Below are 17,259 nucleotides of genomic sequence, written 5' to 3'. Positions count from 1 at the left end.
GTAATAATTTCTACAAACCCGTCCGTCCCTGAGTATTTTAATACACATGATAATATTGTATGTTATGTTAACAAGGCCGAAGAAAATTCATATCCGTCCAATAAGTTAACTGGCATATAAATAGTATTTGATTAGCGAATCTTTTCCCTTAGTTAACCTTAAATTTTAATCTATGGATCTAATTTGCTTCAGTCACATTCGATGGAATTTTGTATATCAGCGCCCGCAACATTTACTAACAAGGTTTGCATTGTATAACAGAGTTTTTGTAATTGAAGAGTCTTTGCCGGATGGAAAATCAAATTACTTTGATATTGCGGAGCAAAGGGAAGAGAACCTCTCGGTGGTCAAATTATATCTCTCAAGGGAATTGCTGCCGGAACAAAAAAACAAAACGCTTAAAACATTGATTGACTCATTATTTTCCGCCATGAATATCAAGCATTATATGCTTTGGTATTATACACCGATGGCGTTAGAATATAGCGATCATCTTCATCCAAAACTTATTGTGTACGATTGTATGGATGAGTTATCAGCGTTTAAATTTGCACATCCTGACTTAAAAAGGTATGAAGCTCTGCTTTTTGAAAAAGCTGACCTTGTTTTTACCGGTGGTCATTCTCTTTACCAAGCAAAAAAACATCTTCATAAAAATATCTATCCATTTCCCAGCAGTATTGATAAAGCACATTTTATTATTGCAAGGAGTGTAGTTTCGCAACCAGATGATCAAAAAAATATTCCGCATCCCCGACTTGGCTTTTACGGAGTAATTGATGAACGCCTCCACATCAAATTGATTAAAGAAATGGCCGAGATCCGTCCTGACTGGCATTTTATTTTGATAGGGCCGGTCATTAAAATCGATCCGGCTACACTTCCACAACGAACAAACATACATTACCTGGGAAGTAAAGATTATGAAGAGCTACCGATATATCTTTCAGGATGGGATATTGCAATGCTTCCCTTTGAAATTAATGAATCAACTAAATATATAAGTCCCACTAAGACTCCGGAGTACCTGGCCGCGGGCAAGCCGGTGATATCTACATCAATCAGGGATGTGGTAAAGCCTTATGGAGAAAAACGGCTGGTGCATATTGCTGACACGGCAAAAGATTTTATTAATGCTGCCGAAACAATTTTTTCGGAACCTGGTAGAAAAGAATGGCTTAAACAAGTCGATGCATTTCTTGCTAATATATCATGGAATAATACATGGCACCAGATGACTGAATTAATTGACAACGCTCTCGCGAAGAAATCAATCGGCAGTAATCAAAAGCTGAGCGCCCATGTTTGATTATTTAATTGTTGGAGCAGGACTTGCCGGCGGAACTTTGGCTGAGCGACTTGCGCAGTCTGGAAAAAAAGTATTACTCGCAGATAAAAGAAATCATATTGGTGGTAATACATACGATTTTTTTAACGATGATGGAATACTGGTTCACAAATACGGTCCGCATATTTTTCATACAAATAGTAAAGATATATTTGAATACTTAAGCAATTTTACAAAATGGAGGCCTTATGAACATCGCGTACTTGCCAGTGTCGATGGCATGTTGGTTCCTATTCCTATAAATCAGAATACAATTAATACTTTATATGGAATCCAGCTTTCATCCGCTGGAGTGGATGAGTTCTTCGAATCTAAAGCAGAAAAAAAAGAAAGGATCGTCACTTCCGAAGATGTTGTTGTTAATAAAGTTGGAAGGGAATTGTACAATAAATTCTTTAAAGGCTACACGAAAAAGCAATGGAATCTTGATCCTTCTGAGCTTGATGCAGCGGTTACGGCAAGAATACCTACCCGTAACAACCGTGATGACAGATACTTTACAGATACTTTCCAGGCAATACCTTTATTTGGCTACACAAAAATGTTTGAAAATATGGTGAGTCATCCAAACATAAAGCTGATGTTGAACACAGACTATAAAGAAATAAAAGGTATAATTCCACACAAGAAAATGATATATACCGGGCCAATCGATTATTATTTTGATTATTGCTATGGTAAGTTGCCCTACAGGTCACTCGATTTTAAATTTGAAACAATAGATACGGAACGATACCTGCCTTCAGGTACGGTTAACTATCCTAACGAGCATGCATTCACCAGGATAACAGAATTTAAATATTTAACCGGCCAGAAGCATTCTAAAACTTCTATAGTATATGAGTATCCAAAAGATAGTGGTGATCCATATTATCCTGTTCCGAAACCCGAAAATGCAGAATTGTATAGGAAGTACCAGTTATTAACTTCAGAAATACAGGATGTTTATTTTACAGGCCGGTTAGCCACTTATAAATATTACAATATGGACCAGGTAGTAGCGCAGGCGCTGACGCTTTATAAAAAAATGCTTTCATCCTCTGAAATCGAATATCATGGAAATGGAATTAAAGAACCGCGGATACAAACCTGAGATATGGGGAGGGATTGAATGTACGATTAACAGGATAGAGAATAAGTATCGTGATCAGCTTGAGTACGCCGGCCATTATAAACGTAATGGTGATATCAAAAATTTTGCCTCGCTGGGTATTACCGCTTTAAGGTATCCTGTTTTATGGGAACGTTATCATAACCTGTCAAAACAAAATAAAAGAGAATGGCAATGGATAAGAAAGCAACTTGAGAAAATCAGAGCTTACAATATCGTTCCCATTGCAGGTTTGGTTCATCATGGAAGTGGCCCGATTTTTACTTCTCTAATGAATGACGATTTTGCGGAAAGGCTTGCACGATATGCTTTTCAGGTTGCACAAGAATTCCCATGGCTGCAATATTATACGCCTGTTAATGAACCGCTTACCACTGCCCGTTTTAGCGGATTGTATGGATTATGGTATCCGCATCATAAAAATGCATTAAGTTTTGCCAAAATGTTGCTTAACCAATTGAAAGGTGTTGTACTATCTATGAAGGCTATTCGAAAAATTAATCCCTCGGCCAAACTTGTTCAAACCGAAGACCTTGCTAAAATACATAGTACTTCTCTATTACGCTACCAGGCAGATTTTGAAAACAAAAGACGTTGGCTCACATTTGATTTGCTTTGTGGAAAGGTTAATCCCGATCATTTTTTTTGGAACTATTTTTCTTCAATAGGAATTAAGAATCAGGTGTTGGAATTTTTCCTTGAAAATCCCTGTCCGCCTGATGTAATGGGTTTAAACTACTATGTTACTTCTGAGCGCTATCTCGACGAGAATATTTATAGGTATCCTGAATCTTCTTTCGGCGAAAACGGAAAACATGTGTATGCAGATATAGCGGCAGTACAATATATAAAACCTTCTGGTCTAAAAAATTTATTAAAAGAAGCATGGAGTCGTTATCATTTACCTATCGCACTTACTGAAGTTCATTTAAATTGTACACGTGAAGAACAGTTACGTTGGTTTATGGAAGCATGGGATGTTTGTTGTGACCTTATACAAAATGGAATAGTTATACAAGCAATAACTGCGTGGTCGTTATTGGGCGCATTTGATTGGAACAGTTTATTGACAAAAGAAGATAACAATTATGAGTCAGGTATTTTTGATATTAAGAATAATATGTTAAGGCCAACTGCATTGGCAAAGCTTATTTATTCTCTCAATACAAAGGGAACGTACGAACATCCTTTGATAAATGAATGTGGCTGGTGGCATAAATCTCAAACAGGAAGTTTAGATTCATTCAAAAATTCTCTTGCGCACCCTTTGCTTATAATTGGCAAAAACGGCAAACTGGGAAAGGCCTTACAAGTAATCTGTAAACAAAGATCCATTCCCTTTTGTGCGTTAGAACGCAGTGATCTTGATATTACCAAGAAAGATGAAATTGAAATGGCGATTGATTTTTACGAGCCTTGGGCAATAGTAAATGCCGCAGGCTATGTAAGGGTAGATTATGCCGAATCAGAAATTGAAAAGTGTTTTAGCATCAATGCAATTGGCCCATTTTTGTTAGCAGACTATTGCAGCATCAAAGGAATTAAATTTATGAGTTTTTCATCTGACCTTGTTTTTGATGGGAATAAAATTTCACCCTATTTGGAATCAGACGATATTCAACCTTTAAATATATATGGAAAGAGTAAGGCAAAAGGAGAAAGGCTAATAATAAATTCAAATCCATCATCGTTGATTATTCGCACAAGCGCTTTTTTCGGACCGTGGGATAGTTATAATTTTCCAATGCAAATAATTAAGTCATTAAAAGAAAATGAACCGTGTAAAGTAGTAAATGATGTAATTATTTCCCCAACCTATCTTCCTGACTTAGTGAATACCGCTCTTGATCTATTAATTGATGACGAAAACGGTATATGGCATTTATCTAATGAAGGAAGTATTTCATGGTCAGACTTTGCATACGAAGTTGCTGACAGAGCACGAGTTTCAAAAAATAATCTTATACAGTGTTCAAATACTGAGATGCAATGGGTGGCAAAACGACCGTTAAACAGTGCCTTACAAAGCAGCAAGGGTGTTAAACTCCCACTTTTCGAACATGCGCTTCAGCGGTTTTTTGATGAAAAAATAGTTTAATAATATGTCAGGGTCAAAATTCATGTTTTCAACGGGGATAGAAAATAGTTACCCCACGATCTTACTGCCCGATGGTAGTAAATTCAGAGTAGATGAAATGGAAAAAACAGGTCATTACCAAAACTGGAAAACTGATTTTCAATTAGTAAAAGAACTGGATGTAGAGTACCTGCGTTATGGGCCGCCCTACTTTAGCACCCACTTAGCACCTGGAAAATATAATTGGGATTTTGCGGACGAGACTTTCAGCAAATTAAATGAACTTGGCATTACACCGATCGTTGACTTATGTCATTTTGGAGTTCCTGATTGGATAGAAAATTTTCAAAATCCTGATCTCCCAATTTATTTTGCAGAATATGCCGGAGCGTTCGCAAAACGCTTTCCCAATTTGCAGTTATATACTCCAATTAACGAAATTTTTATAGCAGCTCAATTCTCAGCACAATATGGATGGTGGAATGAAAAGTTACAATCAGACAAGGCCTTTGTTAATGCATTAAAACATTTATGTAAAGCGAATGTTATGGCCATGCATGAAATTTTAAAAGTGCAACCTGATGCTACTTTTATTCAGAGCGAATCATCCGAATATTTTCATGCTATAGAACCTGAGGCAACTGCATTGGCAAGATTTCTGAATCAAAAACGATTTTTAGCACTTGACCTTACCTACGGATATCCTCTGAACGTGCCGATGTATCAATATCTTCTTGGTAATGGAATGACAGCAGAGGAGTTTCAGTGGTTTGCTAAAAACCAGGTTAAGGCTCGGTGTATAATGGGCAATGACTATTATGTAACCAATGAACATATTGTGCATCCTGATGGAATGACGCAGGCAGCCGGCGAAATATTCGGCTATTATGTTATAACCAATCAATATTATAAACGGTATAAGTTGCCGATTATGCATACAGAAACCAATATTAAAATGCCTGCCTCGAAGGAATGGCTCATAAAACAATGGGCCAATGTTCATCGTCTAAAGCATGATGGAGTACCAGTGGTAGGATTTACCTGGTACAGCCTTTTACATCAGGTTGACTGGGATTCGGCCTTGCGTGAAAATGCCGGAAATATCAATGAATTAGGACTTTATGACCTGAACAGAAAAATTATGCCTGTCGGTGAAGCGTATAAAAAACTTATACACCAATGGAAAGATATTATAATGGAAGAAAGTTTTGGGCTTATATTCCAAACCTGGTAATTATCTCGTAAAAATTATTTTTTCTTTGATAATATCTGCTGTGAATAAAGAAAATAATTCTGAAGCATTAATTTGAACATTTGTGTTTCCCGGATCTTCTTTTTTTCGCGGATCATTTAAGGAGGGTTGTTCCGCGAAAGCGAAAATGCCAGCCATTAAATGGGAATGAGTTTCTTTATTTTTAATTTCTACAACTTTCGGTATCATTTCTTGCATAGTGGAGTTTTTAGGAAGCCTGAAAAAAATATGCCATGACAGCATTTAGTAAAAGTTCACACCCTCTGACCAATAGTGCATTCATTTGTGGAAAAAAAACAGCAAAAAATATACCTGTTCATCACCGGCCATGAGGCATATTATTTGTTACGCTTATTAAAATTAAAATTACTTGTATAAATAAAAAATAAATGCACGGAATTCTACATTGATGAACGATGAAAAATAAAAATTGTAGAAGAAAAGTTATCTGCGGTCGCGGCGCCGCTTCGTTTATAGTTGTACAGTGTTTCACATTCTTACAGCATTTAAAAAAAAAAATAAATTGCTTTATCGCAATCAAAAATTTGTACTCAGGCTCCTATCCTTTCCTAACTTTTGTAATTGTAATTAAACATGGCCCGCCCTGCACAAATACTTGCAAATCATTTAAAAAAAAATAACCTTTCCATTGCTTTGGCTGAAAGTGTAACCTGTGGACTGGTAGCTCACAGCCTTGGAAATATTATTGGCGCTTCAGATTTTTTAAAGGGAAGTATTGTATGTTATGATGAAGAAGTAAAGATTAATTTATTAAAAGTAAAGCGGTCATTGATAAAAAAGTATACCAGCGTATCACAGCAGGTAACTGATGAACTTGCCAAAAATTTGCGCCTTCTGTTTAAGGCAAATATTTATGCGGCAGTAACAGGATTAGCCACTGCTGGTAGAAGCGAGACTCCCAGGGAACCTGTCGGCACTGTATTCTATTCAATTTATTATAACAACAAATTTCACCGTCTAAAAAAACAATTTCGCGGAAAGCCACTTGAGATTAAGAAAAAAGCATGTAATGAATTGTATAGGTTTATATACAGGCACGGCGGTTACGCACCCACGAAATGATTTGTCGGTTGATTTTTGATTTGCACTTACTCCTGTTTCATTTAATTTATTGATTCAGGACTAATTAATTTGAACGTTTTTTTATTATACTAACACGCCCACTTCTTTCCATATAAATCTCTTCAATATGATCAGTCGTATCTTCATTTATATTCAGTCTTATTTCTTCTCTCAAATCTTTTAAGCTTATGCAGGAATCTATCATGTTTTTTTGAATAATTTCATTATTTGTGAACAATAACCTTTTTTCACCTTTAATAATATGGCCTATAATATGATTACGAACTGTGATTATTGCAATCGTTTTGTGAAGCACTGATATTACGAGTCCTGCAATAACCGTCGGTAAAAATGGCGATGCGCCGACTACAGCCCTGCTCAAAACAGATCCCAATAAAATTACTATTATTGAATCAAACGCAGATTTTTGGCCGATAGACCGCATGCCGGCAATTCGAATAAGGGTAAGAGTTATGAAAAACATTACAAACGCCCTGCACCCCATTTGTAAAACGTTGAGGTACTTTCCTTCGCCAAATAAAGTTTGAATAATGTCGTTCATTGCATGTGTTTTTTTATGACTTTGAGCGCTTTGGATGGTCCTCTGTAAGCCAAAGGTTTAAATCTTTTGTTTCCTATAGCATTATATGTAATAAAAAATTTAGTGACTTCATCTATTAAATTGCTATCCATTCTTTTGAGCGATTCAAACGGCAGATATCGTTTTGAAAGAGTTGCTGCTGTAATTATCCTGTCATTCCTGATAGTTTCGCCGCGATGGTCAATTTGCTCAGCTTCAATGACGCCCAACACCCTGCATTCAACTAAATTGCCGGGATAAGCCATTTCATCCATTAAGACAAGTGCATCCAGGGGATCTCCGTCATCACCTTTGGTATCCGGAATAAAACCAAAATGTGCAGGAAATACCATTCCCTCCGGAAGAATTCTACTTAATTTAAATAATCCTGTTTCGAAATCAAATGCATACTTATTTCCGCAGCCTCTTGGAGTTTCAATTATCACATTTATTTGATGACTTTCCTTTGCAAATGTGGAAGGTAATTTCATATTTCACTGCATTACAAATTGCATACCGTTCGCGTATTTAAACATGAAAAACGAAGTTCACTTTTAGATTATAAGAGCACAGATTGCATCTTATTCTGAAATCGCCTTGGTGGACATGTGAGTGCTGTTAGATCGATTGAAAATCATATTTAAAAATGTAGAAAATGCCGCCTATCAAGCGATTGACTAAAATAGCAGCGTTGTCTTTAAATGACTTATTATGCTATTCAGCTTTTTTGAAGGCCATTTGAAAGTAATCTCTCACTGGAGGTGTTTGCTCAGAAAACCATTCCTTTATTTTTAGATTGTGCCCGGATCCAGATTTCTGTGAGGCTGGTGCAAGAGGTGCAGAGAAATTTGGATTACTGGGATTAGAGGCGCAAATCCTCACGGCAGTTTTTCATGCCACGGACAAGCGTATACGTAAAATCCCCAAGCACCGGATAAATTTATTTAGCAAAATACCGGTTTGTTGGTGGCGCTATCACCTCTAACCATAAATATGGGAATTAAGTACCTGCAGTTCAGAATATGTTGGCGGTAATGTTTCCTCACGAACCAAGAGGCTGCTTTTCGAATGATCATTTACTGCTCACAAAATTGAAATATATTTTGTCACTTCCGGTAAGCACTCTTGCTTTTACCATCCTAAAGTGAACTAGCTGTGTTTGGCAATATTATTGATAAATCAATAACAATTGTTAACCAATAAATTTATAATTATGCCAGGGAAAAAACACGGTCATGTTAAGGACCAGGATAAGTACGAAGCGCTCAAAAACAAAGGAATGAGTAAGGAGCGGGCAGCAAAAATTGCCAATTCACCAGGATCATCCAAAAAAGGAGGGGAACATTCTCACAAAGACAAATAGGTTCTTGTTTATTTCCGGGCACCGTTTTGCGGTAGCCCGGAATATTAAATAGTGAAAACACAAAAAATGCCGAAATATTGAATTAAAATATGTTTTGAAATGAACGTCTTGACTTTAATCTCAGGCAGTTGATTGTTTATGTAATTTACGGGCAGAAAAGCGCTAACAAATTTTCATTGATGGTAAGGCATTTTCTGGCCATTTTGTTTTATCCAGTGCTTAACATCATGTTTGGGATAGAGACGCGATGAACATCGTGCCCGGCATAGGATTCTATTGAGAGCAATAACCACAATTACATTGGCGATCTATCGTTTCAATTTTCCCAAAAACAACGCATTTTTTTTGAGTGTTTTCGTGTTAGCGCCCTTACCAAGTACGTTATTATAAGTATTGAAGGTAATTTTGTGGCCGTTAATTGTTTTCATTTGCGATTTTTCTGTTAGATTTAATAATGTTTTTCTTTCTGCAATACAATGAGATTTAAGATGCAGGCCGGAAATTTTTCTGCCGGCCTTACTTGACGTTTTTTTAGATGCCAAAGTCCTTTTGGAGCTCGTTTTGGCAGACAAAACATTTTCATCCGCACGTTTTTTTTATTACTTGTGAATTGTTTTGTCTACGCGGATACTCTTAAAAGAAGGATGTAGATAACTCCGTCGTTTGTCATTTCTGAATAGCTTGCTTTGCAAATCAATTTTTGGTGTAAGCCACGCTACTGTTGAAGGTATATTTTAGTTTTCTATTTTCGAGTACCCATTATCATACAAGTCGCAAAGTCAACAACTATAACTGATGAGTGTAATTTTTAATGCTTTCCGGCATAATTTTTATGAGGTTTTTACAAAACAGTTAATTATGAAAAAAGCACATACTAAAAACAAAAACAAAGTAAAAGGCACTGATATCAGGCGTGATGACACACAGGGTAGAAAAACGATCACTAAGGCCTACAGGCCTGGCACTGACGAATACGGTTCAGGCCTGAATCCTAAGAGAGATAATTACCGTAGTGAACAACATAAGGACGATTAATTTGGGTCGAAAAACCGGATTGCACTTTTTAGCGTTGCAATTCGCAGCATTTGAACTCCCTAAATTGTAAATTTGGGCAGTTGATTAACATTGCCTTCAGGGCAAACTATAGTGATTTCTATTAATTCTGAATTCAAAAAAAACGTATTGTATCTTTTTGGGGTTACGAGTAATATGCGTTTCCCAAAAATGGCCATCCCCATCTAGTTTATTAAGTGTTTGAGTACTCCAGTCTTAAAGTACTTTGTTCAGTTTTCGTACAATTTTAGTACTCCAGAGTCCGTGGCGTCCCAATATTTCACAAGGTCGGCCTTCACGTGAATTAAGACGATTCCAGGGGTGTTAACTCCTTCTTCAAACCATTTACCCAGCGAATCCGCCCAGTGTGCTTCCAAATCTTCTTTTGCACGGCTGATGGTAGCGTGCCCCGTAACAGAAGCAAAAAATTTCCCATCCCGTTGAAAACTTAGGTTAACTGCATCATCTACTTTCAAGTCTTTAACTACAGCCGCATCTTCAAGACTAAAAAACCACGAATTACCGTCAAAATCGACATCAGTGTTATTCGACATTGGCCTGCCAATTATCACACCCGTTGGAGTCTTTGTAGACATCATGCAAATATCAATTTTGCGCATTTTTCTGCTTACATCGTTCAATTCCAAGTCTGCCATTTTTCTTGTTTTAAAATTTGAAGATTTTATGTCGTCAATACTATAAGAAGTTAAGTTTCCCGACTTGTATATTTATAAATGCATTCAACATCCCTGCCAATTTAAAAGAGCATCAAAATCAGTAACGAAATACTTCCAAATATCATATAGCCCAAAATTGAGAATACAAGACATTTGGCATTTAGATTGATTTCGGTGCGGTACCCTTTAGGTAGGCTTATATTTTGCACTTTTAAATAGTTTTTTAATACCTCTGAAGCCCGCCTTAAAATCTCGACAAATTGCTCTGAAAAATCTACAAATACTTCCATCAACTCATTTCGCATTTCGACCATATTTACTGGAAAATTATCTATTACCTGGTTACATATTACACATCCCGTTTTGTCTCCTACTTCATCGCTAGGATAATAGAGGCCCATTTCCATAAAGTTGCAAAAAGGCAAAGGACCCTAGTTTTTAATTTTTTCTTTTATGATTAAAGTTCCAAAAGTGTTAGCAATGATTTTTTATTAAACCCTCACCCAAATTGTGCCTCGGCTTACAGGTAAACGCAGTTGGATACTTAACAAATAAAGAGCCCGTGCCCCTATAAAATAGAATATAAGTTCATTTCCAGAATTTATGGCATAATTTTTCATCCAACGTTTTCATGCATAGAACTATTTTAGGTAAATGGGTGCTTGTTCTATTACTTATATTTTTGAGTTTTAGCATCTTAATTTACGCGAAGCTTTTTCTGCTCCCTCTAACAATTGCTGGTCTTTTAGCAATGCTTTTTATACCAGCCGCTAACTGGATGGAAAGTAAAGGTGTACAAAGGGCGTTTTCGTCTCTTATATGTGTTATTATGTTTCTTTCTATTTTGGCTATTATCATTTATTTTTTTACCGGACGTGTAAATGCGATCGCCAGGGATATATCCGAAATCCAAATCAATGTAATGAACAAAATAGGTCAACTGCAATTATTCATTTATCGGGAGTTCGGCATAAAACCAACTGTACAGGAAAAAATACTCGAGGGCAAGAATGCGGATGGAGCGAGTAATATAATCATCACTTTTATGGGGTCCCTTATTTTCGTTACTGTAAATTTTGTCATAATGATCGTCTACGTTTTCATGCTATTATATTCAAGGAGACATTTAAAAATTTTCATATTAAAACTAGTTCCTGAGGGTGAAAAGACGAAAACGGAAAATATCATTGCCGCCTCCAGTAAAGCAACGCAGCATTATCTTGTTGGGTTAGCATTATTAGTTACTATGCTGTGGATTTTATACACGATTTCTTTCTCAATTATTGGTGTAAAAAACCCTGTAGTCTTCGCGGGCTTATGTGGTTTATTAGAAGTAATACCATTTGTTGGGAGTTTAACAGGAATCTCGCTGACTCTTTTAATGGTAATCTCCCAGGGAGGAAGTGGAACCATGATGACAACTGTTGTTGTTGTATATCTTATTATCCAGTTTACACAGTTCTATATTATCCAGCCTTTACTGCTTGGTGGCGAGGTAGACCTAAATCCTTTAATTGTTATTATAGTTTTGATCATTGGAGAGATGATATGGGGCCTTGGTGGAATGATTATAGCTATTCCAGTCACTGGAATTACAAAGATCATTTTCGACAACGTTGAACAACTACATTCTTATGGATATTTGCTCGGAAGGCACTCAAAAAGGAAAAGCAACATTCTAAATAAGATTAAGACCTGGATTCATCCGTAAGCTGGATCGGCGACCAAATACCTTTATGCACACCTGAAAATAAGTAATCAGAAATAGAATAGAAAGGTCGTAATAACCCGCACTGTTTTTGAAAATAAATTTTGCTCTATCGTTTAATATATATTCAAAAGAGATTTGCGTGCGTAACGATTTGTCTTATTTTTTTCAAAGTATGAATGTGTGCTGTTGCCTATACCTTCAATCTATTTAATGCCGCCGCCAATGCCGTTTTCATAAATTACATATATACCAAACTTTGCTGTGGTGTTTTAATTAAAGTAGAAAAATAATTTGGAATTAAAGTAAATCGGTCAAATTTTGGAATTGCTGTTAAGCCAATGTTTGCAGGGTCATAAGCTGTGCCATGATAGTATGATGCGAATATTGTTGTTCCTGCTTCCTTAGACGTTGAGAACGGAAACCACTTGCATCAAGCCCTGCTGCTGATGTTATGTTTAACCAAAATGAAGGTCTTTCCCTTACGGATATTCAGGCATGGGCATATCGGGCATTATAAAATAGTCGTTGGTCGTGCACTCTATTTTTATGTTTGCAAAAGTGTCTTGTACCCTGTCTAACCGTTTCAACTGTATTTGTTTTACCTCCCCGGGTGTTCTACTTCCAAATTTAATAAGCCTTCCGGCCTGTAACGCCTCGTCTCCTGACCAGCGGGATTATAAATCCAAATTCGGTTTCCGGTGATGCATCATAATTCCAAAACTAATATTCTCCCGGCTACACTTAGTGTGCTCGTAACCGTTAGTTTCGTCATTTTTAATCTTCTCCCAGATTCAAATACCTCAATATATTAAAGCTACAACTTCCATTACCATAAAACTCTATAGGACAAGACGGAACGCTATAATGGTTGGTCGGTCAGTAGACCAGCGGCTCTCACGAGGACTTGATGCGGGCTTGCGAAAGGAGGCAGCCCTACGGAGGCTGAAGAGCCGCTAAGATCGCTAACACACCGGCGGCTTCCAAAAGAGGTGGCGAGCATTCTCATAAAAAGAAAGCCAGGATGTAAGCACAGAGCATGAGATATAATGGAAAATGGCAGTGTTCTTAAATCATTCATTTTTGAACGCAGCCTAATTTGTATGACACACCGCAAAAACGATCCGGCAAAGGCAGCGGTTAGTATGCGCCGGTATAGCCTACACACTAATCAGGCAAGGGGATCGAAAAGCAAAAAGTTGATCCCTTTCCTTCTTCGCTTTCTGCCCAAACCTCCCCTTTGTGGGCATGTATAATCTGCCTGGATAAATAAAGACCCAGTCCCATGCCATCCACATTTTTTGTTTTTAATCCTCTGAAAAAACGGTTGAAAATATAAGGCAGCTGGTCTTTTGGTATGCCCCTTCCACAATCTTGTACACATATCGTCACTTTACAATCGTTTAGCCTTATAGTAAGGTGAATTGTATTTGTTTCGCCATATTTAATCGCATTATTAATGTAGTTTGACACAACTTGCATGAGCCGGTATCTATCTGCCTTCACCTTAATATCTCCCGGGCCCGCCACCATGATGTGGTAGCCAGGCCGCAGGCCTGTTACGGTTTCTATCGCTTCGTCAATTATGTCCTTTACATTAAATTCAGAAATTTCTAATGGTAAATTTCCTGAATCCACCCGTGCAATGTCATACAGTTCTTCGACCATCTTGTTTAGTCGCCTTACGTTTTTCATAGAACGTTCTATTAAGTCCCCCAGATCCGAAACGTTGTTTTCGTTAACTGCTTGAGCCATTGCCTGGTTGCACAGGGATATATTCGCCAGCGGATTCCGTACTTCATGGGCCAAAAATCCAATAATATCTTCCTTTTCCCTTTCAGCCATTTTGTGTTCCGTAATGTCATGCGCCACAAGCAATACCTTGCAATCTGAATTCTTGATCGGCCTACAACTTACATCAAAAAACCTTGGCTCGCCGGAAACCGAGTCAACTGTAATTTCCTTGTTTAAGAAGTGTTTTTTAGTTTTCAGCACATCTTTAATATTGTCCAGCAGTCGATTTTTTATATCGTATGGTTTTATAAGTTTTTCAAAATTCAGGCTTGATAAATCAGGGAGATTTTTCTTAAATAGTTTTGTAAATGCGTTATTAGCCTTTGTTACTCTCATATTTTCATCCAAAACAATTACAACGTCTTCTATGGATCCTAAAATATTCTCGTTAAAGTCACCCAGACTTTGAAGTCCCAGTTCACCAACTTTTATTAGATGTATATCCTGAATTATCTTTATGATACAAATGCGTCCATCATTATGTCTAGTTAAAAGTGATTCTCCCGATACCCAGGTAGTTTTCATATTTTTATTTAACATGTAGTTGTTATCTGACGCCTGTCCTTCTGCCAGAACCTTATTAAGTTCCCATTCGGGCAAGCCCTTTTTTCGGTCATCGGGCGTAAATAATATGGAGAAATGCTGCCCCGTTATTTCACTATTTTTATATCCGAAATGCTTAGTAAAGGCATTATTAGTTTCTATTATAATTCCCTTGCTATCCATTAGGATAACAGCATTTGCTTTCGCATTCTTCAGCAAAGTATCAATAAGGTTAAGCGCTTCAGTCATCGTCTGATTAATTAATAAACTTTTTGCGGATTGCAATATTGAAAAATATGTACTAAGTTTTGGTCCATACGTACTTTGATTCGCTTAAAAAAAAGCCATACTTAATACCGTCAGGAAAACAGCAGAAATAAGCATCCTTAAATGATCCTCGTATTTGACTGACTTTCCATTGATATCCCGTTGAAAAGAAAAATTCAAGTCAAAAACCAGGGCAGGATTAAAAACTGTGTGCTATTGAAGAGAAAAATAATTTACACAACTTGATTTCAAAAAAGCAATTTTTATGCCACCACAGTTTTCCCCAAGCTACGTCACATCAAGAGTGTATGACTTTTACCGTTCTTTAATCTTGTCCTGGCAATAACTCACCAGTCGGGTATTGTTGTGTAAATTGTTTTTTAGGTTCAGCTACCTATGTATTCAATCTCCCGTTTAAGGTAAACAGGTGAAAACTTAATTTGCCTGTTCATCCATATTGTTCTTCGGCGTGCTGCCGGATTTTCCCCGCAAGTAAAAAATTAGGAGTACGCTAGCAATCATGACACCGCAAATGGATAAAAATATTACAGTTCCCATAATAAAAATTTAAAGGATATCTTATTATCTATAAGAAAATTTACAAAAACCATGCTCGAAAAGTTGGCTGCTTCTCTCGAATTATACACCCCTGCATGATTTTAAAGTAAACCATATTATACGTGATACGCCAACGGACGCCTCGCTTAAATGAATATACCCGGGCCATTGAAAGTTTTAAGAACTAGTTCGGTATATACAAAGCATGCAATATCAATTATACATTTTCATTTAGTAAAGTATTCCGGAAAAGTTTGCCTGTTGGAGATATCCCCGCAAAAAGCAAGAATTTCTTTTTAAAGCAATTAAGACATAATCTTCTAAACCTGGAAAAGCATCCGCAGATGTAACCACCGATCACTGGAAGATCTACTCGTGAAGATCTACTCGTAAATATAATTTGAACACTTGGATTAAGTCATGAACAAATTGGCAGGAGTTATTTCTTCTGGCTCCGCCGGCCGTTTCATGATTAAAAAACCAGAACAGAAAGCATTATTGTAGCTTCCAGTAAGGCAATACAACGACATATTTTTGGTTTAGCCTGTTGGTTATGATGCTGTGTTATTTTACAGTATTTCTTTTCAATTATAGGTGTAAAACATTCCTGTTTCTTGCCGATTTATATGGACAATTAGAGGTGATACCATTTGTAGGTGGCTTAACGGGTGTCACACTTACTCTTAGTAATTGCACATGGAGGAAGCGGGACCACGATAATAACTATTATTAGCGACGCAGTTTGAAAATTAAAATTACAAGCCGAAGTGTTTACTCCGGCTTCTATTCTTCTCATACGTTAAACTCTAAACCCGCTTCAGGCTTATCTTTTTACTAATACAATAGCAATTAAAGAAACCAAGATGAGTTAGAGTGGGTCATGGACATATCGTATTATAATAATTTAACATTTTAATTTCTTTTTATATAAATTTTTTATAATTTTAAACAGCAAATTGTTTTGAGCCATTACACTTTAAAAATAGGTTATGGCTAATGTTCTGTTAGTTGATGACCATGAAGATTTACTTGAAATACTTTCCACTTTTTTAAAAATGAGGGGGTATAATGTTGAAGGTGCATTATCACATGAAAAGGCGAAAAATGCGTTATCTATATTTATTCCGGATGTGATACTTTTAGATGTAAGAATTAATGGTGATGATGGGCGGGAATTATGTATGGAAATAAAAGAAAAATATAATCCGAATATCCCGGTTATTTTGCTCTCAGCTAGTCCTGACTTATTGAAAGACTATGAGGAATTTAAAGCTAATGGAGTTATAGAGAAGCCATTTGACCTTCAAACATTAATTAAAAAAATAAACCAGGTTTTGAATATCAAGAGCATGACGGCCTTCGAGAGTAATACCAAAAGTTTAAACAAACTTAATTAAGAGAAGTTAATCTGCTATATCTGGCTCCTTTTTATATGAACTTCTTTTCTTTGGTGCTTCATAATCACATATATTGGTAAACTTCGATTTTGACATGAAGCAAAAATCCAAAATGTATCTGCTTATCCCGTCTAGCATGAGTTTCAAACTGCGTCTATACCCGCGACTGTGTACCTAGTATCATATTACACTGTTTTGTATTAGGAGAAGTCGCAGGTATCGAAAAAAGAAGACAGGAAATTTATAATTGACTTCACGGCTGTCGTTGAAAATAATATCAGCAATGAAGAGTTTGGGGTTAATGATCTTTGCAATGAATTAGGAATTTCCAGGGTGCAATTGTACAGGAAAGTTAAAACCGTCTTGAATTGCAGTGTGAATGATTATATAGTCACGACTCGATTACAAAAGGCAAAGTATTATATGCAACACGAAAATTTGAGCATTT

Annotated in this window: 15 protein-coding genes; 9 read left to right on the top strand and 6 right to left on the bottom strand. The window is 36.7% G+C overall.

What is annotated here, in order from left to right; genetic code table 11:
• The first annotated feature begins 172 nt into the window (after window positions 1–172).
• From ACO1O5_RS12670 to ACO1O5_RS12655, 4 genes are read left to right on the top strand one after another with little or no spacing between them, the layout of a single operon-like run.
• Window positions 173–1,309, top strand: a complete 1,137-nt coding sequence (locus ACO1O5_RS12670; RefSeq protein WP_486270738.1) for a glycosyltransferase family 1 protein — start codon at window positions 173–175, stop codon at window positions 1,307–1,309.
• A complete protein-coding gene (glf, locus tag ACO1O5_RS12665; protein ID WP_486270736.1) occupies window positions 1,302–2,441 on the top strand; it encodes a UDP-galactopyranose mutase in 1,140 nt (379 codons plus the stop codon). Before ACO1O5_RS12670 ends, glf begins: the two co-directional genes overlap by 8 nt.
• Window positions 2,404–4,557, top strand: coding sequence for a family 1 glycosylhydrolase (locus tag ACO1O5_RS12660; RefSeq protein ID WP_486270734.1), 2,154 nt, complete (start codon window positions 2,404–2,406; stop codon window positions 4,555–4,557). Before glf ends, ACO1O5_RS12660 begins: the two co-directional genes overlap by 38 nt.
• Window positions 4,558–4,561: 4 nt before the next feature.
• Window positions 4,562–5,770, top strand: coding sequence for a family 1 glycosylhydrolase (locus ACO1O5_RS12655; RefSeq protein WP_486270733.1), 1,209 nt, complete (start codon window positions 4,562–4,564; stop codon window positions 5,768–5,770).
• Here ACO1O5_RS12655 and ACO1O5_RS12650 read toward each other — a convergent pair whose 3' ends face one another.
• Entirely contained in the window at window positions 5,771–5,986 is a 216-nt protein-coding gene (locus tag ACO1O5_RS12650; RefSeq protein WP_486270732.1) for a hypothetical protein, read from the bottom strand.
• A 396-nt stretch (window positions 5,987–6,382) separates the two neighbouring features.
• On the opposite strand from ACO1O5_RS12650, the gene ACO1O5_RS12645 reads away from it, so the two are divergent.
• The gene (locus ACO1O5_RS12645; RefSeq protein WP_486270730.1) at window positions 6,383–6,871 is read left to right on the top strand and encodes a CinA family protein; all 489 of its coding nucleotides are present in this window, start codon (window positions 6,383–6,385) and stop codon (window positions 6,869–6,871) included.
• 64 nt (window positions 6,872–6,935) lie between these two features.
• Here the strand turns inward: ACO1O5_RS12645 and ACO1O5_RS12640 are convergent, their stop codons facing one another.
• A complete protein-coding gene (locus ACO1O5_RS12640; protein WP_486270728.1) occupies window positions 6,936–7,433 on the bottom strand; it encodes a DUF421 domain-containing protein in 498 nt (165 codons plus the stop codon).
• A complete protein-coding gene (locus ACO1O5_RS12635) occupies window positions 7,430–7,942 on the bottom strand; it encodes an inorganic diphosphatase (protein WP_486270726.1) in 513 nt (170 codons plus the stop codon). Before ACO1O5_RS12635 ends, ACO1O5_RS12640 begins: the two co-directional genes overlap by 4 nt.
• 722 nt (window positions 7,943–8,664) lie before the next feature.
• On the opposite strand from ACO1O5_RS12635, the gene ACO1O5_RS12630 reads away from it, so the two are divergent.
• Window positions 8,665–8,814, top strand: a complete 150-nt coding sequence (locus ACO1O5_RS12630; RefSeq protein ID WP_486270724.1) for a DUF7218 family protein — start codon at window positions 8,665–8,667, stop codon at window positions 8,812–8,814.
• Between the two features lie 858 nt (window positions 8,815–9,672).
• On the top strand, window positions 9,673–9,849 hold the full coding sequence (locus tag ACO1O5_RS12625) for a hypothetical protein (RefSeq protein WP_486270722.1): 177 nt from the start codon (window positions 9,673–9,675) through the stop codon (window positions 9,847–9,849).
• Between the two features lie 248 nt (window positions 9,850–10,097).
• Here the strand turns inward: ACO1O5_RS12625 and ACO1O5_RS12620 are convergent, their stop codons facing one another.
• Window positions 10,098–10,523 carry a pyridoxamine 5'-phosphate oxidase family protein gene (locus tag ACO1O5_RS12620; RefSeq protein WP_486270720.1) on the bottom strand — a complete coding sequence of 142 codons (426 nt, stop codon included), beginning with the start codon at window positions 10,521–10,523 and terminating at the stop codon, window positions 10,098–10,100.
• A 101-nt stretch (window positions 10,524–10,624) separates the two neighbouring features.
• Window positions 10,625–10,945 (bottom strand): SAM-dependent methyltransferase, encoded by a 321-nt coding sequence (locus tag ACO1O5_RS12615; protein ID WP_486270762.1) that lies wholly within the window; start codon window positions 10,943–10,945, stop codon window positions 10,625–10,627.
• A gap of 230 nt (window positions 10,946–11,175) precedes the next feature.
• Between ACO1O5_RS12615 and ACO1O5_RS12610 the strand changes: the two genes are divergently transcribed.
• Window positions 11,176–12,255 carry an AI-2E family transporter gene (locus ACO1O5_RS12610; protein WP_486270718.1) on the top strand — a complete coding sequence of 360 codons (1,080 nt, stop codon included), beginning with the start codon at window positions 11,176–11,178 and terminating at the stop codon, window positions 12,253–12,255.
• Window positions 12,256–13,419: 1,164 nt separating this feature from the next.
• On the opposite strand, the gene ACO1O5_RS12605 is transcribed toward ACO1O5_RS12610, so the two are convergent.
• A complete protein-coding gene (locus ACO1O5_RS12605; protein WP_486270716.1) occupies window positions 13,420–14,838 on the bottom strand; it encodes a sensor histidine kinase in 1,419 nt (472 codons plus the stop codon).
• Between the two features lie 1,565 nt (window positions 14,839–16,403).
• On the opposite strand from ACO1O5_RS12605, the gene ACO1O5_RS12600 reads away from it, so the two are divergent.
• Window positions 16,404–16,811 carry a response regulator gene (locus tag ACO1O5_RS12600; RefSeq protein WP_486270714.1) on the top strand — a complete coding sequence of 136 codons (408 nt, stop codon included), beginning with the start codon at window positions 16,404–16,406 and terminating at the stop codon, window positions 16,809–16,811.
• The last annotated feature ends 448 nt before the right edge of the window (window positions 16,812–17,259 follow it).

The organism is Ginsengibacter sp. (genome assembly GCF_057362405.1).
Note: the sequence above shows the minus strand (reverse complement) of the source record. Positions and strands in the feature narration are given on the sequence as shown.